Source organism: Streptomyces sp. NPDC057136 (genome assembly GCF_042670885.1).
Lineage (GTDB): Bacteria > Actinomycetota > Actinomycetes > Streptomycetales > Streptomycetaceae > Streptomyces.
Genome location: NZ_JBHUUV010000069.1, coordinates 1 through 20,273 on the forward strand (window position 1 = coordinate 1; position 20,273 = coordinate 20,273).

Consider the following 20,273-nt stretch of genomic DNA (forward strand, 5'->3'; position numbering starts at 1 on the left):
CCGGACCACAGCTGTGGTCCGGGCCCTCCCGTCATGCGTGCCGCGTGGCGACTAGTCGGCCTTGCGGGCACCACCGATCGCGGCTACCGGACCGAGGACGAGGAAGAGGTACGTCATGAAGTCGGCCTCTTCCTTCCAGATCTTCGTCACATCGCCGAAGCGGTCGAAGAAGACCTCGGAGAACGACAGGCCGGACAAGTCCCCCAGGACCATCGACATGCCGACGAGCTGGCCGAGGTAGACGGCGCCGAGGGAGAAGACCGCACTGGCGCCGATCACTGCCGGGTTGCTGCCACCGACCTTCGCCGCCGCGAAGCCGACCAGGAAGCCGACGCCGACCGCCGCGTACCCGACCTCGCGCTCGATGGCGCCGGCGAGGACGCCGTAGAGGATGGCCGCGACGATGGCCGTGCCGAGCGCGGTCAGGATGCCGAGGCCGAGGTTGTTGCGGGCCGGGGGCGCCGGGGCGAACGGGGCGCCACCGCCGAACTGGCCGGGCTGCTGCTGACCCGCGAACGGGTTGCCGGTCGGCTTGCCGGGCTCGGCCGGCTGCTGGGCGTACGGGTTGCCGTCGGACGGCTGGCCGCCGTAGGGCTGCTGCGGCTGGTTCGGCGGCACGGGCTGGCTCATGGTGGATTTTCCCCCTGGGACGGAAGCGCACGGCTGTGCGAGAAGTGAAGCCGCAGGCTAGCAGTCCGCTCGGACATCGCCCACCGGAATCCCTTGTGGGGATTGGGCGGACGGCCGTCTCAGAGCCGGTGCGCGGCCCCTGCCGGGGTCGCTCCCCGGGTGTCCAGGAGGAGTTGGGCCTTCACCGCGAGGCCTTGGAGGTCGTACGTGCGGTGGTGCTGGAGGAGCACCGTCAAGTCGGCGCCTGCCGCGGCCTCGTACAGCGAGTCCGCGCGCGGGACGGGCAGTTCGCGTACGCGCCAGTCCAGAACGTGCGGGTCGTGGTAGCCGACCTGCGCGCCCATGTCCATCAGCCGGCCCGCGATCTCGCGGGCGGGGGACGCCTCTTGGTCGGCGAGGTCCGGCTTGTAGGTGACCCCGAGGAGCAGCACGCGGGCGCCCCGGACGGACTTGCCGTGTTCGTTGAGGAGGGTGGCGCAGCGCTGGATCACGTACTGCGGCATCCGGTCGTTGATCTCCTGGGCGAGCGAGACCATGCGCAGGGGGTGGCCCGGGGTGCGGCTGTTGTACGGGAGGTAGCCGGGGTCCACGGGGGTGCCGTGGCCGCCGACGCCGGGGCCCGGGCGGAAGGGCTGGAAGCCGAAGGGCTTGGTCTCGGCGCAGCGGATGACGTCCCAGAAATCGACACCGAGGTCGTGGCAGAGCACTGCCATCTCGTTGACCAGGGCGATGTTGACGTGCCGGAAGTTCGTCTCCAGGACCTTGGTCATCTCCGCCTCGCGCGGTCCGCGGGCCCGGACGACCTTGTCGGTGAGCCGGCCGTAGAACGCCGCGGCCGACTCGGTGCACGCCGGGGTGAGGCCGCCGATCACCTTGGGGGTGTTGGCGTAGACGTGCGTGCGGTTGCCCGGGTCGAGACGGCTGGGGGAGTAGGCGAGGTGGAAGTCGCGTCCGGCGCGCAGCCCCGAGCCCTCTTCCAGCAGGGGCTGCAGGAAGCTCTCGGTGGTACCGGGGGGCACGGCCGATTCGAGCAGCACGGTGGTGTGCGGGCGCAGCCGGGCGGCCAGCGCGCGGGCCGCGTCGCCGAGGGCGCCGAGGTCCAGGGTGCGGTCCGCGCCGAGGGGGGTGGGGGCGCAGATGACGGCGGTACGGACCCGGCCCAGTTCGGCCGGATTGGTGGTGGGCCGGAATCCTCCGGAGAGCATCCGGCGGATGTCCGAGGCCGTGAGCGAACCCTCGACGGGGCTGCGGCCTGCGGAGAGTTCGGCGAAGGGCCGGGGATCGGTGTCGTAGCCGACGGTCTGGATGCCCGCTGCCGCGGCGGCTTGGGCGAGGGGCAGGCCGAGATGACCGAGTCCGATGACAGCGAGGTCTGCGGGCATGTGGAGGGTCGTCCTTCCCTAGGGCCTGTCCGACCCTGATCCGTCGGACAGGCCCGAGGGCTGTCCGACGGATCAGGGTCGGACGCGCCCTAAGACCATGAGGCCGGAAAGTGCAACTGCTGGGGACAGCGCAATGTCAGACTAAGCGTAAATATGACCTATATGTCGCATTGTGTGACTCCGGTCGCCGGGGTGTTGTCCACAGGCGGTGGCTGAAGTCGCGGTCCGCGGACAGAATCGAGGCGTGGGCACAGTCGGCCCGGCCACCCGAGCCGGCCCGCAGCACCGTGCCGGACACCCGATCTACCGGGAGGCAGCAGTGAGGACAGCGACACTGGGACCCGCCGAGCGCGCCGAGGCGCTCGCCGCGATGGCCGAGCACGAGTTGGACGTGCTGGTCGTGGGGGCGGGCGTGGTCGGCGCAGGGACCGCACTGGACGCCGTCACCAGAGGGCTCTCGGCCGGTCTGGTCGAGGCGCGCGACTGGGCGTCCGGCACGTCGAGCAGGTCGAGCAAGCTGATCCACGGCGGGCTGCGCTATCTGGAGATGCTCGACTTCGCGCTGGTACGGGAGGCGCTGAAGGAGCGCGGGCTGCTGCTGGAACGGCTGGCGCCGCATCTGGTGAAGCCGGTGCCGTTCCTCTACCCCTTGCAGCACAAGGGCTGGGAGCGGCTGTACGCGGGCTCGGGCGTCGCCCTCTACGACGCGATGTCCGTGTCCTCCGGACACGGCCGCGGACTGCCGGCCCACCGGCACCTCTCCCGCCGCCAGGCCCTGCGGGTCGCCCCCGCGCTGAAGAAGGACGCCCTGGTCGGGGCGTTGCAGTACTACGACGCCCAGGTGGACGACGCCCGCTATGTGGCCACGCTGGTGCGCACCGCCGCGATCTACGGCGCACACGTGGCGAACCGGGCGCGGGTCATCGGATTCCTCCGTGAGGGGGAACGGGTCGTCGGGGCCCGTGTGGAGGATGTCGAGGCCGGTGGCGTCTACGAGGTCAGGGCCAAACAGGTGGTGAACGCGACCGGGGTGTGGACGGATGACACCCAGGCGCTGATCGGCGAGCGTGGACAGTTCCACGTCCGCGCGTCCAAGGGCATCCATTTGGTCGTACCGAAGGACCGCATCCACTCCTCGACCGGGCTGATCCTGCGGACCGAGAAGTCCGTGCTGTTCGTGATCCCCTGGGGCCGACACTGGATCGTCGGCACGACGGACACGGACTGGGACCTGGACAAGGCGCATCCGGCGGCGTCCAGCGCCGATATCGACTATCTGCTGGAGCATGTGAATTCCGTCCTGGCCACGCCCCTGACCAGGGACGATGTGCAGGGCGTCTATGCGGGGCTGCGGCCCCTGCTGGCCGGTGAGTCGGACGCCACCAGCAAACTGTCGCGCGAACACACGGTGGCGCACCCCCTGCCCGGGCTCGTCGTCGTCGCGGGCGGCAAGTACACGACGTACCGGGTGATGGCGAAGGACGCGGTGGACGAGGCGGTGCACGGGCTCGATCAGCGGGTGGCGGCCTGCGTCACCGAGGACATTCCGCTGCTGGGTGCCGAGGGCTACCGGGCCCTGTGGAACGCGCGGGCCAGGATCGCGGCCCGGACCGGGCTGCATGTCGCCCGGCTGGAGCATCTGCTCAACCGCTACGGCTCGCTGACCGAGGAACTCCTCGACCTGATCGTGGCCGATCCGTCGCTGGGTGAACCACTGCCGGCCGCGGACGACTATCTGCGCGCGGAGATCGTCTACGCGGCCTCGCACGAGGGGGCCCGCCACCTCGACGACGTACTGACGCGGCGCACCCGGATCTCCATCGAGACCTTCGACCGGGGCACCCGCAGCGCACGGCTCTGTGCGGAGCTGATGGCGCCGGTGCTGGGCTGGGACAGCGGCCAGATCGACCGGGAGGTCGAGCACTACGAGAAGCGGGTGGAGGCGGAGCGGGAGTCGCAGCGCCAGCCGGACGACCAGACGGCCGACGCGGCACGGCTGGGGGCGCCCGACATCGTGCCGATCTAGGGCCTGCGTCGTTCGGTCGCGGGTGACCGGCAGAACTCCGCTTCGAGCAGGGCCGTTTCCAGGGTCTCGTCGGGCAACGTGTCCGTGTTGACCCGGAAGGTGAGGGAGCGTCCGCCGCCGTGGGTCGTGGCGGTACGGACGTAACTGCCCGGAATGCGGCCGTCATGACCCCAGACCGTGGTCCCGCAGGACAGCTTCTGCGGGTAGATGCCCAGGCCGTAGGCGCCCTGGGCGGTCCGGGTGTCCAGCAGTGCCCTCACCTGGGCGGGCGGCAGGAGACGGCCGCCTAGCAGGGCCGTGTAGAAGCGGTTCAGATCGGCGAGCGTGGAGACCAGCTCGCCCGCGGCCCCCGCGAAGCGCGGGTCGAGCGCGGTGACATCGCGGAGCGTGCCTCCGGGGCGGTCGCGGTGGAAGCCGCGGGAGTGCGGCTCGGGCAGGCCGGTCCGGGCGCCGGGGAGCGAGGTTCCGTCGAGGCGGAGGGGGACGAGAACGCGGTGGCGGATCTCGGTCGCGTACGAATGCCCCGTGATGCGCTGAACGACCAGGCCGAGCACCGCGTAATTGGTGTTGGAGTAGGCGAAGATGCCACGTACAGGCGCCGGATCGCGGGCCACGGCCGCACGGACCGCCGCTTCGGCGGTGAGTGCCGGCGCGGACGGTCCCACCCCGCCCACGACGCCGGAAGCCTCGGTGTAGTCGTAGAGGCCGCTGGTGTGGTTGAGGAGGGAGCGCAGGGTGATGCGACGGCCGTCGTTGCCGTGGCCCCGGATCAGCCCCGGCAGATACCGCTCCACGGGATCGGACAGCCGCAGCCTGCCCTCGGCGGCGAGTTGGAGCACGACCGTCGCGACGAACGTCTTGGTGATGCTGCCGGCCCGGAAGCGGTCTTCGGGCCGGATGCCGGAACCGGCCGAGGAGTAGAAGTCGTACGGCGGGTAGGCGCTGTTGCGGGCCTGAAGCGCCGCCGCCGGGGCGCCGCCCTGGACGACGAGCCGGGGGAGGTAGGAGGCTGCGGGCGTCAGGTGTGGTTCGCTGGGCAGGCTCGCCGTTCCCAGGCCGAGCAGACTCAGCACGAGCGGGGCGGCAAGCAGCGCCCTGAGAATCGGCATGGCGGGGGGTCCCTTCCTCCGTCCCATCATGGCCGACGCAGGACCCGGCACCGGGACCGGTCCCGGGGTGAGGGACAATGAACGCTCTGCCAGGGCGGGTTGATAGCAGAGGGGACGCATGTCGAAGGCGGAGCAGGCACGGGAGCCCCAACGGGACAAGGAAGGCCGTCTTCTCGCGGGGCGCTACCGGCTCGGAGAGGTGCTCGGCCGGGGCGGCATGGGCACGGTCTGGCGGGCTGCCGACGAGACGCTGGGCCGCACGGTGGCGGTCAAGGAACTGCGGTTCCCCTCGGCCATCGACGAGGACGAGAAGCGCCGGCTGATCACGCGCACCCTGCGTGAGGCGAAGGCGATCGCCAGGATTCGTAACAACGGCGCGGTGACGGTCTACGACGTCGTCGACGAGGACGACCGGCCGTGGATCGTCATGGAACTCATCGAGGGCAAGTCCCTCGCCGAGGCGATCCGCGAGGACGGGACGCTGACGCCGAGGCGCGCCGCCGAGGTGGGTCTCGCCATCCTCGACGTGCTGCGCCAGGCGCACCGCGAGGGCATTCTGCACCGCGATGTGAAGCCGTCCAATGTGCTGATCTCCGAGGACGGCCGCGTCGTGCTGACCGACTTCGGGATCGCCCAGGTCGAGGGCGACCCGTCCGTCACCTCGACGGGCATGCTCGTCGGCGCGCCCTCGTACATCTCGCCGGAGCGGGCCCGCGGACACAAGCCGGGACCGCCGGCCGACCTCTGGTCGCTCGGCGGACTGCTGTACGCGAGCGTCGAGGGCTGCCCGCCCTACGACAAGGGTTCGGCGATCGCGACCCTGACGGCCGTGATGACCGAACCGCTCGACCCGCCCAAGAACGCGGGGCCGCTGGAGGAGGTCATCTACGGCCTGCTGGCCAGGGACCCCGACCAGCGGCTCGACGACGCCGGTGCGCGGGCCCTGCTCAACGACGTGATCAACGCTCCCGAGCAGCCCGTCCCCCCGCCGGCCGACTCGACGCAGGTCATGGCTCTGCCCACGAACGTCGACGTCGCGGCGGCCGGTGCCGCTGCGCCGCCGAAGCGGAAGCCCAAGGCCCCGTCCACGTCCGTCCCGAAGCGCGCCGCCACGTCGGCCTCGGGACCGGCCGCCGCGACCGGCAGGTCCGGCGACGGCGCCCGGGAGCGGCTGCGCGGTGCGCTGCGCTCCGTACGGAACGCCAAGGCGGCGCCCGCAGCGGCTTCGGCCGCGGGCGTGCCCCCGCAGCGTCCCGCGAGTTCACCCACCACCCCGGTCCGCGCCTCACTCACCGACGTGGTGCCGCGCCGCACGCTGGCCGTCATCGCGGGCGTCGTCGTGCTCGCCGTGGTCGGCACGGTCCTCGCGTTCAGCCTCGATGGTGACGAGGACGCCCAGGGCGGCGGCTCGGCCGGGGGCGACACGTCCACCTCGGCGGGAGCCACCTCGGGCGGCTCCGACGCCTCCGGCAAGGGTGAGGGCAGCGGCACGGACGAGAGCGAAAAGAACGGCGAGGACAAGGGCAAGGACGCGGACAAGCCGTCGGACAAGCCGTCGGACAAGCCGTCGGACAAGCCGTCGGGGGACCCGAAGACCGACAAGCCGGACCCGGCCGACGCGCTCCCCGCCGGATACAAGAGGGTCACCGACAAGCGGTTCCACTTCGCCATGGCGATGCCCAAGAACTTCACGCGCTACAAGATCGCGGGCAGTAACTCGGGTCAGATATACGCCGTCGACGGCGGCTTCCCGCGCGTCCAGGTCGACTACAACAACTCACCCAAGGACGACGCCGCCGCCGCGTGGGCGGGGGCGGTGCCGGGTACCAGCAATCTCAGTGACGGATACAAGCACCTCGGCATCGACACGGTCGAGTACAACGGCTATCCGACGGTCGCCGACTGGAAGTTCGAGCGGAACCAGAATGGGCAGCGCATCCAGGTACTGAACCGGGGCTTCAAGGTCGACGCCACGCACGGCTACTCGATCATGATCAGCTGCAAGGTGAGCGAGTGGAACGGCAAGCAGTGCCGCACGCTCCGCGAGACGGCGTTCGCCACGTTCAAGCCGACCGACTGACGGAGCCGCGGAACGGCCGGGTTGCGGTGACCCGGCCGCGCGGCCGCGACTTGCCACGTATCGTGAGAGGCCGAGGACCGTACGCAGCCGGAATGATGGGTCAATTGCACGGCAAGTGACCGTAATTGACGGCTTTATGCGATCTCGGTGACCGGGGGACAGCGCGCTCTGGGGAGGCGTCGTGGACGACTACGCGGGTCGGGTACTTGCCGACCGCTACCGCCTTCCGCTGCCCCCGTCCGATGAGTACGAACTGGTCGAGACCCGGGCGTTCGACACATACAGCGGCCAGGAAGTCCTGGTGCGGCAGGTGCCGTTGCCCGAGGTCGTGGACGCCGAAGTGCTCGACGAAGGCCGTGACCGCGACTTCCGCGGCCCCCGCGTTGATGGGTCGCCCTCCGCTGCCAAGCGCGCGGCGGGCCGTACGGTACGGCGGTCCACGGACCCCGCGGTGCGACGCGCGATCGAGGCGGCCCAGGCCGCGGCCCAGGTCCCCGATCACCCCCGGCTCGACCAGGTCTTCGATGTGTTCGCCGAGGCGGGTTCGCTCTGGATCGTGAGCGAACTGGTCGCGGCCCGCCCGCTCGCGGCGCTCCTCGCGGAGCGGCCGCTCAATCCGTACCGGGCCGCCGAGATCGGCTCCGATGTGCTGACGGCCCTGCGGGTGCTCCACGCGCACGGCTGGACCCACCGGAACATCACCGTACGGACGGTGCTGATCTGTGACGACGGCCGCGTCGTGCTGACCGGCCTGGCCGCAGGGGCGGCCGAGGAAGCGCTCTGCGGATATGTCCCGGCGCCGCAGCTCGACGACGAGGACGCCTACGCCGCCCCGGCGGTCGAGTCCGGTCCCACCGGCCCGTATGTGCCGCCGGCCGACCCGGAACCGTACCGGCCCGCGTCGGCCGCCGAGGTCCCGGCCTCCCGCGCCCCCGCGGCTCTCGACGCCCCGGCCGGCCCGCCGTTCGGGGCCGCGGCGCCGACGGCCGACGGCCAGGAGCTCGTACCCCGCCCCGCGCACCCCGCCGTCCCCGTAGCCGAGCCCGGCGCCGGGAGCGCCGCGCATCTGCGTGCCGCGCGCGCCGGAGCCATCGCGGCCTACCGAGCGGGCGCCCGTGCCGCGGGCCGCGTCAACGAGGAGCGGGACGGCGAGGAACGGGACGGCGACGCGGACACCGCGAGCGACGAGGACGGAAGGGACGTCTTCCCGGTCCAGCGGCCCCCCGTCGAACGGCCACTGCTGCCCGGAGCGTGGAGCTCCGTGGCCGGGGACCCGTACGACGACGAGGACGACGACGAAGAGGACAGCGGCCGGGACGAGCCGCCCGGCCGGCGGGTGCACCTGGCCGGCACCTGGGACGACGGCCCCGGCGCCGGGCGCCCCGTGCCCGCGGGCGGCTCCGGCGAGGACGCGCTGCGCGCCGACTCCCGCCGCCTCGGCGGCGTCCCGCAGGAACACCGCGACCGCCCAGAGCACGGCGCCCCCCGGGAGCGCCAGCCACTGCCCGTGAGCGCACCCTCGGGCAGCTGGGAAGAGGTCGTCGCGGGCAGCAGCCGCAGCACGCCCGCCTACCGGGGCCCCGCGACGCCGCTCGCCGCCGAACGCGCACGCCAGGCACGGATCGCCGTCGTCGGCGCGGTCACCGAGCGCTGGGCCCCCGAGCAGGCGGGCCCGGTCCACGAGAACTGGCAGCTCGCGCCGCCCATCGGCCCGTCCACCGACCTGTGGGCCCTGGGCGCCCTCCTCTACCGCGCCGTCCAGGGCCACGCCCCGTACCCCGAGGAGAACGCGGCCGAGCTCGTCCAGATGGTGTGCGGCGAACCGCCCGCCTTCGCGGAGGAGTGCGGTGCGCTGCGCCCGGTCGTCGAGTCCCTGCTGCGTCAGGACCCCACCGAGCGCCCCGACTTCGAGGAGCTGCGCGGCTGGCTGCGTTCCCTCGTCCGCTCGGCGCCCGAGCCCGAGGCGGGCACCGACGTCGTACCACTGCCGTCGCCCGACGACACCCGGCTGCCTGTCGTACGCCGCCGGGGCGAGCTGGTCCGCAGACGCCGTGGCCGGTCGGGCGGGTCCGCGCACGGGCGGCACCGCCAGGGGAAGCAGAAGCAGCGGCACGAGCAGCAGCGGTACGAGAAGCCGCAGCGCGAGCCCCGGTTGCCCCGCGAGCCCAAGGGCCCCAAGGTGCTGCGTACGCCCCCGCCCCGCCGGGACGACGGGCACTCGCCGCGACGGCTGGGGCGTCTGCTGCTGGTGATCATCCTGCTCGTCATGGCAGCCGCCGTCACCTACGCCCTGATGTTCATGCCGAAGACCGAGCCGGACCAGGGCACGGGCACCGAGGGCACCCCGTCCGGTTCGGCCGCCCCGAGCGAGCCGGGGAGCCGGTCGCCTTCGGACGGCTCATCGGAACCGCCCGGTTCGCAGCAGCCGCAGACCAGCCGCTCCGCCGTCGCGCTCGCCCCCGGTTACGCGCTGCGCAAGGACGCGGAGGGCTTCGAGATCGGCGTGCCCAAGGACTGGCGGCGCAGCCCGGCCAATACCGACCGTCAGATCCGTTACGGCAGCGACGGCTTCACCCTGCTGGTCGTGCCGGGCCGGGACACGGTTAAGGCCAACGGCAGCGATCCGCTCGACTACCAGCGCGACAAGGAGCCCGAGCTCCAGCCGTTCCGCGAGTCCAGCTGGTCCTCGTCGACGGGGCTGCGCCGCGTCGACGTCGGCCGACAGGCCATGGCGGAAGGCCAGTTCACCTGGCAGGAGAGCGGCGGCCGCGAGGTCTACGTCCGCAACCTCGTGATGATCGTCGACGGCCGCTACCACACGGTCCAGGTCATCGGCCCGGAGGCCGAGCGCGACCGCGTCACCGAGATCTACGAACAGGCCATCGCCTCCTACCGTGTTGCCCCCTGAGCGGTTGGCGCACCACCGGGCGGAGCGACAAGCATCACAGTGAGGTCTCGTGAGCGGTGCGAGGTTCCATGGCCGTCCGTCCCCTCCGTAACCTGGCATCCGAAGGAACGGGGCGGGGACACACGTGGAACACACGCAGGGCACTGACGCGGGACTCGTACTGGCCGGGCGGTACCGGCTCGGTGAGGTCCTCGGGCGGGGCGGCATGGGCAAGGTCTGGCGCGCCCACGACGAGGTGCTGCACCGGACGGTGGCCGTCAAGGAACTCACCGCCGGGCTGTACGTGGCCGAGGCCGACCGGGCCGTGCTGCACGCCCGTACACAGAAGGAAGCGCGCGCGGCGGCCCGCATCACCCACCCCGGTGTCGTCACCGTCCATGACGTCATCGAGTACGACAACCGCCCCTGGATCGTCATGCAGTACGTCGACGGGCCCTCGCTCGCCGACGCCGCCAAGGAGTCCGGTGAGGTCGAACCCCGGGAGGCGGCCAGGATCGGCCTCCATGTGCTGAGCGCCCTGCGCGCCGCACACAGTGCCGGAGTGCTGCACCGCGACGTCAAGCCTGCCAACGTCCTGCTCGCCCGTGACGGACAGGTGCTGCTCACCGACTTCGGGATCGCCGCGATCGAGGGCGACTCGACCATCACCCGGACCGGCGAACTCGTCGGCTCCATCGACTATCTGGCGCCCGAACGGGTACGCGGCGGCGACCCGGGCCCCGCCTCCGACCTCTGGTCGCTGGGCGCCACGCTCTACACGGCGGTCGAGGGACGCTCGCCGTTCCGCCGGACGTCCCCCATCTCCACCATGCAGGCTGTCGTCATCGAGGAACCTCCCGCACCCCGGCGGGCGGGCCCGCTGGGCCCGGTGATCACCGCGCTGCTGCGCAAGGAGCCCGGGGACCGGCCGACGGCGGCCGAGACGGAACGCATGCTGCTGGACGCCATGGAGGGCCGCGAGCCCCGGGCGGCGCAGGCGTACGTACCGACGCAGAGGGTTCCCGACGAGGTCCTGCGGGGGCTCTCGGTGCCGGACGGTTCAACGGCCCATCTGCCGCGGCCGGTTCAGCAGCCGGTTCAGGCGGACACTCCGCCCACCCTTGCCGGACCCGGAGGCGTACTCGCTCCCTCGTACGCGACCCCGCGCCGCAGCCGGTGGCGTACGGCGCTCGTGGCCCTCGCCGTCGTCGTTGTGCTCGGTGCGGCGGCCGGTCTTCTGGCGACGAAGTACGGGGGCGGTCAGGAAGGTCCGCGTACGAACGAGACTGCGACGTTGGCCACCCGCACCCCCACCTCGAAAGCGCCGCCGAAGTCCGAGGGCCCGAAGAGCCCCGCCCCGGAGGTACCCGACGGCTGGAAGCGGATCAACGATCCCGAGGGCTTCAGCATCGTCGTACCGCTCGACTGGACGCGTCAGGCGGACGGCAACCAGGTCGACTACACCCCGGACAACGGGGCGCACCGCATCCGGATCAGCATCGACCCGGAGCCGGACTTCGAGAACCCGTACATGCACACGCTGAACATCGAGAAGGACCTCGAGAAGCGGCTGCCCGGATACGACCGGGTGACGCTCCACTCGAACACCTACCGCGACCGTCCAGGCTCCCTCTGGGAGTTCACCTGGATCGAGTCCAAGGACCACCCGGGTCCGCGGCACGGGATCGACCAGATGTACTACGCGGAGACCAACGGGCCGGAGTACGCGCTCTATATGACGGGCCCCGAGGAGGACTGGCAGACCAGCCGGGAGTGGTTCGACACGATGGTGCGGAGCTGGCGCCCACCGGGCGACGCGGGCTGACGAGTCTCCACCGGCCCCGCACCGGCCCGGCACAGGCCCCGCCCCGACTGTCACAGGTTGTCGCCGCCTGAAGATTCACGATTCCTGACCCCGGACGGGGACGGCCGACGCGGGGATAGCCGCTGATCAGCTGTTATGTGGCCAGCGATCACTGGCTCGGTCGGCGGCGCGGTGCCGGGCTCGGAGCCGGGGCTGTTGTGGGGATGGTGAAAACCTATTACCGACGGGTACCCAAAGTGTGCGGCTGGACATACTCTCGCCCTCATGACGGACTCGCAGGCACCCACGGCCACCACCGGCGCCTCCCTGGGCACGAACCCGGTCGCCCCCGCCCCGGCGGGCGTGCGCACCGCCGCCGACGTGGTCACCCCCGAGGTGATCGCCCAGCTGACCCGCGGCGTCGTCGGTTCCGGCCGCACCGCCAACCACACCCCCTTCACCGGGGAGAAGCTGGCGGACCTGCCCGAGTCCACCCCCGAGGACGTGGCGACCGCCTTCCAGCGGGCCCGTGCCGCCCAGCCCGCGTGGGCCGCGACGCCGGTACCCACCAGGGCCGCCGTGCTCCTGCGCTTCCACGACCTCGTCCTGGAGCGCCAGGCCGAGGTCCTCGACCTCATCCAGCTGGAGACCGGCAAGGCCCGGCTGCACGCCCACGAAGAGGTCCAGGCGGTAGCCGTCGCGGCCCGGCACTACGGCCGCAAGGCGTCCACGTATCTCAAGCCGAAGCGGCACACCGGTGTCATCCCGACGCTCACCAAGGTGACCGAACTGCGCCAGCCCCGCGGGGTGATCGGTCAGATAGCCCCCTGGAACTACCCGTTCGAGCTGTCCGTGGGCGACGCCCTGCCCGCGTTCGTCTCCGGCAACGCCGTCGTGATGAAGCCCGACACGGAGACCGCGCTGACCGCCCTGTGGGCCCGTGACCTGCTCATCGAGGCCGGGCTGCCCGCCGAGGTGTTCCAGGTCGTGCTCGGGGAAGGCCCCGTCGTCGGCCCCGAGGTCGTCAAGCACGCCGACTATGTGTCGTTCACCGGCTCGACCGGCACCGGTCGCCAGGTCGCCCAGGGTGCCGCGGCCCGGCTGGTCGGGGTCTCACTGGAGCTCGGCGGCAAGAACGCCATGCTCGTCCTGAAGGACGCGGACGTGGAGAAGGCGGCTGCGGGCGCGGTCCGTGCCTGCTTCTCCTCCGCCGGTCAGCTCTGCATCTCCATCGAGCGGCTGTACGTCCACGAGTCCGTCGCCGACGACTTCGTGCAGCGTTTCGCCGCGCGTACCCAGGCCATGCGGCTCGGCAACTCCCTCGCGTACGGCGCCGACATGGGCTCGCTCGTCGGCGAACGCCAGCTGGAGACCGTCACCCGGCATGTCGCCGAAGCCGTCGAGAAGGGTGCCACGCTCGTCGCGGGCGGTGTCGCCCGGCCCGACATCGGTCCGCTCTTCTACGAGCCGACCATCCTCGACGGGGTCCAGGCCCCCATGGCCGTCTGCAGCGAGGAGACCTTCGGACCGGTCGTCTCCATATACCGGTTCAGTGACGAGGACGAGGTCATCGAGCTCGCCAACGCCACGCCGTACGGCCTGAATTCGAGCGTGTGGACCAAGGACGGAAAGCGTGGCCACCAGGTCGCCGCCCGGCTGCGGACCGGCACGGTCAACATCAACGAGGGGTACGCGCCCGCCTACGGCAGCGTCCAGTCCCCGATGGGTGGCATGAAGGATTCCGGGCTCGGCCGCCGCCACGGCTCCGAGGGCATCCTCAAGTACACCGAGGCCCAGACCGTCGCCCAGCAGCGGCTGATCCCGCTCGCCCCGTCCTTCGGGATGGACGACGAGAAGCACGCGGCCTTCATGAGCGTCAGCCTGAAGGCGATGAAGGCGTTCCGCCTGCGCTGACCGGCCGCCCCACCGCAGCACCTTCTGTCCTTTTCGTACCGAGGAGAGCCATGTCCCAGGACAGCCCTGCCCAGAAACGGTCCGTGCCCGAGGTGGCGGCCGACGACGACGCCGCATACGACTACGACGTCCTGATCGTCGGTTCGGGCTTCGGCGGCGCTGTGTCGGCTCTGCGGCTGACCGAGAAGGGGTACCGGGTCGGGATTCTGGAGGCGGGCCGCCGCTTCACCCCGGCGACCCTCCCCAAGAACTCCTGGGACATCAAGAACTTCCTCTGGGCCCCCGCTCTCGGCCTCTTCGGTATCCAGCGCGTCCATCTGCTCGGCAATGTGATGGTGCTGGCCGGCGCGGGCGTCGGCGGCGGCTCCCTCAACTACGCCAACACGCTGTACGTTCCGCCGGCCCCGTTCTTCCAGGACCGGCAGTGGGCGGACATCACCGACTGGCACGACGAGCTGAAGCCCTACTACGACCAGGCCAAGCGGATGCTGGGGGTGCGGCTCAACCCGACCACGACCCCCTCGGACGTCCACCTGAAGGCGGTCGCGCAGGCCATGGGCGTCGGCGACACCTTCCACCTCGCCCCGGTCGGCGTGTTCTTCGGTGACGGCGAGGACGCCGACGGTACGGCGAAGGCGCGGCCGGGAGGCGCGGTCGCCGACCCGTACTTCGGCGGCGCGGGCCCCGACCGCAAGGCCTGCACCGAGTGCGGCGAATGCATGACGGGATGCCGGCACGGGGCGAAGAACACCCTCAACGAGAACTACCTCCACCTCGCCGAGAAGGGCGGCGCCGTCATCCACCCGATGACGTCCGTCGTCGCCCTCACGGACGACCCGGACGGTGGCTACCTCGTCTCGACCGTTCCCACCGACCGCCGCAGGAAGGCGAAGCCCACCCGGCTGCGCGCCCGGAAGGTGATCGTGGCGGCGGGGACGTACGGCACGCAGACCCTGCTGCACACGATGAAGGACCAGGGGCTGCTGCCCCGGCTATCGTCCAGGCTCGGCGAGCTGACCCGTACGAACTCCGAGGGCCTGGTCGGCTCGCAGACCAGCGACCGCAGGTACCGCAAGAAGCACGGCGCCGCGAAGGCCGACTTCACCCGGGGCGTCGCCATCACCTCGTCGATCCACCCCGACGAGAACACCCACATCGAGCCGGTCCGTTACGGCAAGGGCTCCAACGCCATGGGCGCGCTGACCATCCTCCAGGTGCCGTACGGCAGCCGACGGGTCCTGCGCTGGGCGGGCAGCATGGTGAGGCACCCCCTGCTGGCCGCGCGTTCCCTCTCCAACCGCCGCTGGTCGGAGCGGACCATCATCGGTCTGGTCATGCAGTCCCTGGACAACTCCCTGACGACGTACCGCAAGCCGGGCGGTATCGGAAAGGGCCTGCTCACCGCGCGGCAGGGGCACGGCTCCCCCAACCCCACGCAGATCGAGGAGGCGACGCGCGGCGCGACGCTGCTCGCCGAGGAGATCAACGGCTTCGCCGGGTCGAACATCGGTGAGCTGATGGGCACCCCGCTCACCGCGCACTTCCTGGGCGGCTGCCCGATCGGCGCGGACGCGGAGAGCGGCGTCATCGACCCGTACCACCGGCTGTTCGGGCACCCGGGGATCTCGGTCGTCGACGGCTCGGCGGTCTCCGCGAACCTCGGCGTCAACCCCTCGCTGACGATCACCGCGCAGGCGGAGCGCGCCATGTCCTTCTGGCCCAACAAGGGCGAGAGCGACCCGCGTCCGGCGCAGGGCGAGGGGTATCAGCGGCTGTCGGCGGTCGAGCCGCAGGCGCCGGCGGTGCCGAAGGAGGCGTTCGGAGCACTGAAGCTGCCGTTCCTGGGCATGCCCCCGGTGCCGCCGAAGGCGAAGCGGTAACGGTCCGCGAACCGTGGCTGTGCCCAATCCGTGATCTTGTGCAGGGCAACTCTTCGTGGGACTGCGTGGTCGAACCCGCAACTGCGTCACAGCAGTCCCACAGCTCCTGTTGATCACCAGAGGTTCGCGATGACACGCCTTTCCCCGAGGACTGCGCTGCGCAACACCGCAGGCAGCCTCGCCGCCGCCGGCCTCCTGGCGGCCGGTTCGCTCGCCCTGGGCGCACCCGCGCACGCGGCCGGTCCGGAGTTCACGATCGGCGGTGCCGCCGAGACCGCGCTGCACCCCTACCCGGCGAGCGGATCGCCCCAGAAGACGTCCCTCGGGATCACGGTCAACAACCCGTCCGAGGACGAGGAGAGCGGCGCCTATCAGGGCGAGATCACCGTCACCTTCGATCTGAGCGGTATCGCGGGCGTCGCCGATGTCTCGTTCGGCGAGGACGCCGGCGCGGACTGCGAGGTCACCGGGGCCACGGCCGTCTGCCACGACTACGGCGTGTACCCGGGCCTCAGCACCCTCGCCGAGCTCGACCTCGCCGCGGCCAAGGGCAGCGCGGACGGCGCTTCGGGCACCATCAAGGTGACGGGCACGGCGGACGGGGCGACCTTCGTCCCGTTCTCCACGAAGGTCACCATCGGCGGCCCCGACCTGGTGATGAAGCAGCTCCCCTTCAAGCAGCAGCTCGTTCCGGGCGAGGTCCAGCCCGCCCCGGTCACCTTCACCAACGCGGGCACGACGGCGGCGGACGGCGTCCTGCTCACCCTGATGTACTCGCGCGGCCTGGAGATCCAGGAGCGCTACAGCAACTGCGAGTACACGGAAGGCGCGGGCCCCCAGGCCACCATCCCCTGGACCACCGCGCTCTGCTCCTTCGCCGGTTCGTACGAGGCGGGCGCCACGTACACGCTGGAGAAGCCGCTCTCGGTCGAGGCCACCGAGCGCGCGTTCTACGACACGTTCATCTACCGCATCAACGAGGACGGTGCCGCACAGCGCGCCGCACAGCGCGCGGGCGCACGCTTCGACCAGGGCAGCGGCCGGGCCCTCACCCTGAAGAAGGCCCCGTCCGCCCAGAGCGCGGACCTCGACCCGCACGACAACCAGCAGGAAGTGGACTTCCGCACGAAGAACACCGCCGACTTCGTCGCGTACGGCGCCGAGGCGTCCGGCGCCGAGGGCGACACCGTGAAGGCCACGATCGGCTTCCGTAACGAGGGACCGGCCTGGATCGGATACATCCGCTCCGGAGAAGCCGTCGCCACGCTCGACCTCACCGTCCCGGAAGGTGCGGCCGTCACCGGGAAGCCCGACTCATGCCGAGGCGTCACGGCGGAGGGCAAGTACCGCGAGCAGCAGCTCGGTGCGCCCCGCTACGTCTGCGACACCGGGATGACCGTGCGGGACGGCGCCGACATCGCCCAGTCCTTCGACCTGAAGATCACCAAGCTGGTGCAGGACGCCTCCGGCGCGGTCACGGTCCGCAACACCCGGCTCGCCGACGCGGCGCTGCCCTTCGACCCGAAGCCGGCGAACAACACCGCGCGGCTGGTCCTGAACGGCACTGGTTCGCAGGACTCGGGCGGTACGTCGGACGGCTCGACCGGAACGAGCGGCTCCACCGGCGGCGACATGGAGGGCACCACGACCGGTACCTCGGGCACGACCGGCACGTCCGCCGGCTCGGACACGTCCGGTACCTCGTCGACCTCGGGTTCCACCGGCTCCTCGGGCTCCACGTCGGGTTCCACAGGCGGCGGTCTGGCCGCCACCGGCTCCGTCGCCCTGTGGGCATCCGGAGCAGCCGTCGTGGCCCTGGCCGCGGGCGGCGTGCTGTACGCGATCTCCCGGCGGCGTACCCGGCAGGTCTGATCCTCCGCAGAGGTGTGGGTGTGCAGGTGTGAGGGGCGGCCCGGGGCAGCGGCGGTGCGCGAAGGGCGGGGGACAGCGGGGGACCTGCCCTGGGCGTCGGACATAGAAGTTGCGGCCTGCGCAACTGTGGGAACCGGATGCGGCCGGTTCGGGCGTCCCCGAAACCGACCGCACTCGGGGTGACCGGGCTGCTGTCCCCTGCCGACCGGTCACGCGCGCCGGGATGCGGTCCCACGACGTACCTGCAGTACGTCACACACCCCAGCGGAGCCACGCGTGGTTTCCTACCGATGCCGCCCCTGGTTGGCACGGACACCCGGACCAACGAAGCCGGGGCGGCACCGGTCACGCGCCGTACGGGTGAGACGCGGCCCGAACGCAGATGCGGCCGTACAGCCTCCCCGTACCTCACACCCGGCCGCGGCACAGCTCCAGCAGCGTCATGGCGAGCGAGGTGCCCGGCTTGCCGAGCGCCTCCCTGTAGTGGCCGAGGACGTCCATCTCGCGGGAGAGGTTCACCCGGCGGCCCCCGGAGGTGATCCTGGCCTCCTGGATGACCGCCGATACGGCCATCCGTTCCTGGACGAGACCGATGATCCGGTCGTCGAGGATGTCGATACGGCTGCGGGCGTCGCCGATCAGCGAGGCGGCCTCGTCGGTGTGCGCGCCGGTCTGCTCGGTGGCCGTCTTCACGGGGGCGGTGCTGCTCATGGTGTGACTCCTGGTGGGGTGCGGCCCCCGGAGCGACAGGCCCGGAACGCCAGAACGCCCCGGGCCTGCTGGCCCGGGGCGCCTGGAACGTTGCTTGTCAGTAGCTCAAGCAGCACGACCATGGCAGCCGGCGGGCCGGGTGCCATAGGTAAAGACGAAGGTCGTGTGCTGACGCATGGGGCCCAGTATGGCCCCGCCCCGGCCGCCGGGCCAAAGCCGGGCCCGGATGGTGAGACGGCGGGCGGGGCGGGGACGGTATTCCGCCGGGCGGGGGGAGGGGGTTCCACGGCCGGTAGAATCGACAAATACCGACCCCTCTCCACCGCCGGAAGGCCGCCCCGTGCCAGCAGCACCCCCCGCCGCCCCCGACACCACCACCGACGTGGTTCTCGTTGTCGACTTCGGCGCGCAGTACGCCCAGCTCATCGCCCGCCGTGTCCGTGAGGCGCGGGTCTACAGCGAGATCGTCCCGTCCACGATGCCGGTGGCCGAGATGCTGGCCAAGAACCCGCGCGCGATCATCCTGTCGGGCGGCCCGTCCTCGGTGTACACGGAGGGGGCACCCACCCTGGACCGTTCGCTGTTCGAGGCCGGGGTCCCCGTCTTCGGCATGTGCTACGGCTTCCAGCTGATGGCCACCACGCTCGGCGGCACCGTCGACGACAACGGTGCCCGTGAGTACGGCCGTACCGCGCTCTCCGTCTCGAAGGGCGGCTCCACGCTCTTCGAGGGCACGCCCGGCGAGCAGTCGGTGTGGATGTCGCACGGCGACGCCTGCTCCGCCGCCCCCGAGGGCTTCACCGTCACCGCGTCCACCGACGTCGTACCGGTCGCCGCCTTCGAGAACGACGAGAAGAAGCTGTACGGCGTCCAGTACCACCCGGAGGTCCTGCACTCCACGCACGGCCAGCAGGTCCTGGAGCACTTCCTCTACCGCGGCGCCGGCATCGAGCCGAACTGGACGACCACCAATGTCGTCGAGGAGCAGATCGCGCTGATCCGCGAGCAGGTCGGCACCAAGCGTGCCATCTGCGGCCTCTCCGGCGGTGTGGACTCCGCGGTCGCCGCGGCCCTCGTCCAGAAGGCCATCGGCTCCCAGCTGACCTGCGTCTACGTCGACCACGGGCTGATGCGCACGGGCGAGACCGAGCAGGTCGAGAAGGACTTCGTGGCCGCCACCGGCGTCCAGCTGAAGGTCGTCGACGCGGCGGACCGCTTCCTGAACGCGCTGGCCGGTGTCTCCGACCCGGAGCAGAAGCGGAAGATCATCGGCCGCGAGTTCATCCGCGTCTTCGAGCAGGCCCAGGCCGAGATCGTGGCCGAGGCAGCCGGTGGCGAGGACGTCGCGTTCCTCGTCCAGGGCACGCTCTACCCGGACGTCGTCGAGTCCGGCGGCGGCACCGGAACCGCCAACATCAAGTCCCACCACAACGTGGGCGGGCTCCCCGAGGACATCGAGTTCCAGCTCGTCGAGCCGCTGCGGCAGCTGTTCAAGGACGAGGTCCGGATGGTCGGCCAGGAGCTCGGCCTGCCGGAGGAGATCGTCCAGCGCCAGCCCTTCCCCGGCCCCGGTCTCGGTATCCGGATCGTCGGCGAGGTCACGAAGGACCGGCTCGACCTGCTCCGCGAGGCCGACGCCATCGCCCGCGAGGAGCTGACCGCGGCCGGCCTGGACCGTGACATCTGGCAGTGCCCGGTGGTCCTCCTCGCGGACGTGCGGAGCGTCGGCGTCCAGGGCGACGGCCGTACGTACGGCCACCCGATCGTCCTGCGCCCGGTCTCCTCCGAGGACGCGATGACGGCCGACTGGTCGCGCCTGCCGTACGAGACGCTGGCGAAGATCTCCACCCGCATCACCAACGAGGTCGCCGACGTCAACCGCGTCGTCCTCGATGTCACGAGCAAGCCGCCGGGCACCATCGAGTGGGAGTAGTCCCACCCGGACCCGATCGCCGACGCCGCCGCCCTCCCAGGAGGC

The 20,273-nt window shown here is 71.4% G+C and carries 12 protein-coding genes; 8 read left to right on the forward strand and 4 right to left on the reverse strand.

All coding sequences use genetic code 11. From position 1 onward, the window contains the following. Window positions 1-51: 51 nt before the first annotated feature. Both ACFT7S_RS37640 and ACFT7S_RS37645 read right to left on the reverse strand, forming a co-directional pair. On the reverse strand, window positions 52-630 hold the full coding sequence (locus ACFT7S_RS37640) for a hypothetical protein (RefSeq protein ID WP_382740751.1): 579 nt from the start codon (window positions 628-630) through the stop codon (window positions 52-54). A 119-nt stretch (window positions 631-749) separates the two neighbouring features. After that, on the reverse strand, window positions 750-2,012 hold the full coding sequence (locus tag ACFT7S_RS37645; protein WP_382740753.1) for a nucleotide sugar dehydrogenase: 1,263 nt from the start codon (window positions 2,010-2,012) through the stop codon (window positions 750-752). 319 nt (window positions 2,013-2,331) lie between these two features. On the opposite strand from ACFT7S_RS37645, the gene ACFT7S_RS37650 reads away from it, so the two are divergent. Continuing rightward, on the forward strand, window positions 2,332-4,038 hold the full coding sequence (locus ACFT7S_RS37650; RefSeq protein WP_382740756.1) for a glycerol-3-phosphate dehydrogenase/oxidase: 1,707 nt from the start codon (window positions 2,332-2,334) through the stop codon (window positions 4,036-4,038). Here the strand turns inward: ACFT7S_RS37650 and ACFT7S_RS37655 are convergent. Further along, window positions 4,035-5,147, reverse strand: coding sequence for a serine hydrolase domain-containing protein (locus tag ACFT7S_RS37655; protein ID WP_382740758.1), 1,113 nt, complete (start codon window positions 5,145-5,147; stop codon window positions 4,035-4,037). The two genes, ACFT7S_RS37650 and ACFT7S_RS37655, sit on opposite strands and share 4 nt — an antisense overlap. A gap of 118 nt (window positions 5,148-5,265) precedes the next feature. Between ACFT7S_RS37655 and ACFT7S_RS37660 the strand changes: the two genes are divergently transcribed. The 6 genes from ACFT7S_RS37660 to ACFT7S_RS37685 all read left to right on the forward strand — a co-directional run bounded on the left by ACFT7S_RS37660 (window position 5,266) and on the right by ACFT7S_RS37685 (window position 17,584). Then, window positions 5,266-7,227: a protein kinase gene (locus ACFT7S_RS37660; RefSeq protein WP_382740761.1), complete on the forward strand. Its 1,962-nt coding sequence runs from the start codon at window positions 5,266-5,268 to the stop codon at window positions 7,225-7,227. A gap of 181 nt (window positions 7,228-7,408) precedes the next feature. After that, window positions 7,409-10,135, forward strand: coding sequence for a protein kinase (locus tag ACFT7S_RS37665; protein WP_382740764.1), 2,727 nt, complete (start codon window positions 7,409-7,411; stop codon window positions 10,133-10,135). A gap of 124 nt (window positions 10,136-10,259) precedes the next feature. Then, window positions 10,260-11,939: a protein kinase gene (locus ACFT7S_RS37670; protein WP_382740767.1), complete on the forward strand. Its 1,680-nt coding sequence runs from the start codon at window positions 10,260-10,262 to the stop codon at window positions 11,937-11,939. A gap of 264 nt (window positions 11,940-12,203) precedes the next feature. Next, the gene (locus tag ACFT7S_RS37675) at window positions 12,204-13,832 is read left to right on the forward strand and encodes a succinic semialdehyde dehydrogenase (protein ID WP_382740770.1); all 1,629 of its coding nucleotides are present in this window, start codon (window positions 12,204-12,206) and stop codon (window positions 13,830-13,832) included. 50 nt (window positions 13,833-13,882) lie between these two features. Continuing rightward, window positions 13,883-15,712: a GMC oxidoreductase gene (locus tag ACFT7S_RS37680; RefSeq protein WP_382740773.1), complete on the forward strand. Its 1,830-nt coding sequence runs from the start codon at window positions 13,883-13,885 to the stop codon at window positions 15,710-15,712. 129 nt (window positions 15,713-15,841) lie between these two features. Continuing rightward, a complete protein-coding gene (locus ACFT7S_RS37685) occupies window positions 15,842-17,584 on the forward strand; it encodes a peptidase (protein WP_382740774.1) in 1,743 nt (580 codons plus the stop codon). A gap of 408 nt (window positions 17,585-17,992) precedes the next feature. Here the strand turns inward: ACFT7S_RS37685 and ACFT7S_RS37690 are convergent, their stop codons facing one another. Next, window positions 17,993-18,295, reverse strand: coding sequence for a chorismate mutase (locus ACFT7S_RS37690; protein WP_382740777.1), 303 nt, complete (start codon window positions 18,293-18,295; stop codon window positions 17,993-17,995). Between the two features lie 340 nt (window positions 18,296-18,635). Between ACFT7S_RS37690 and guaA the strand changes: the two genes are divergently transcribed. Then, window positions 18,636-20,228 (forward strand): glutamine-hydrolyzing GMP synthase, encoded by a 1,593-nt coding sequence (gene guaA / locus ACFT7S_RS37695; protein ID WP_382740779.1) that lies wholly within the window; start codon window positions 18,636-18,638, stop codon window positions 20,226-20,228. Window positions 20,229-20,273: the final 45 nt, after the last annotated feature.

Excerpts from the sequence above, each read along its gene's own strand:
- ACFT7S_RS37675 (WP_382740770.1), top strand. The coding sequence starts at position 12,204 with ATGACGGACTCGCAGGCACCCACGGCCACCACCGGCGCCTCCCTGGGC.
- ACFT7S_RS37645 (WP_382740753.1), bottom strand. The coding sequence starts at position 2,012 with ATGCCCGCAGACCTCGCTGTCATCGGACTCGGTCATCTCGGCCTGCCC.
- ACFT7S_RS37640 (WP_382740751.1), bottom strand. The coding sequence starts at position 630 with ATGAGCCAGCCCGTGCCGCCGAACCAGCCGCAGCAGCCCTACGGCGGC.
- ACFT7S_RS37680 (WP_382740773.1), top strand. The coding sequence starts at position 13,883 with ATGTCCCAGGACAGCCCTGCCCAGAAACGGTCCGTGCCCGAGGTGGCG.
- ACFT7S_RS37690 (WP_382740777.1), bottom strand. The coding sequence starts at position 18,295 with ATGAGCAGCACCGCCCCCGTGAAGACGGCCACCGAGCAGACCGGCGCG.
- ACFT7S_RS37685 (WP_382740774.1), top strand. The coding sequence starts at position 15,842 with ATGACACGCCTTTCCCCGAGGACTGCGCTGCGCAACACCGCAGGCAGC.
- ACFT7S_RS37655 (WP_382740758.1), bottom strand. The coding sequence starts at position 5,147 with ATGCCGATTCTCAGGGCGCTGCTTGCCGCCCCGCTCGTGCTGAGTCTG.
- ACFT7S_RS37660 (WP_382740761.1), top strand. The coding sequence starts at position 5,266 with ATGTCGAAGGCGGAGCAGGCACGGGAGCCCCAACGGGACAAGGAAGGC.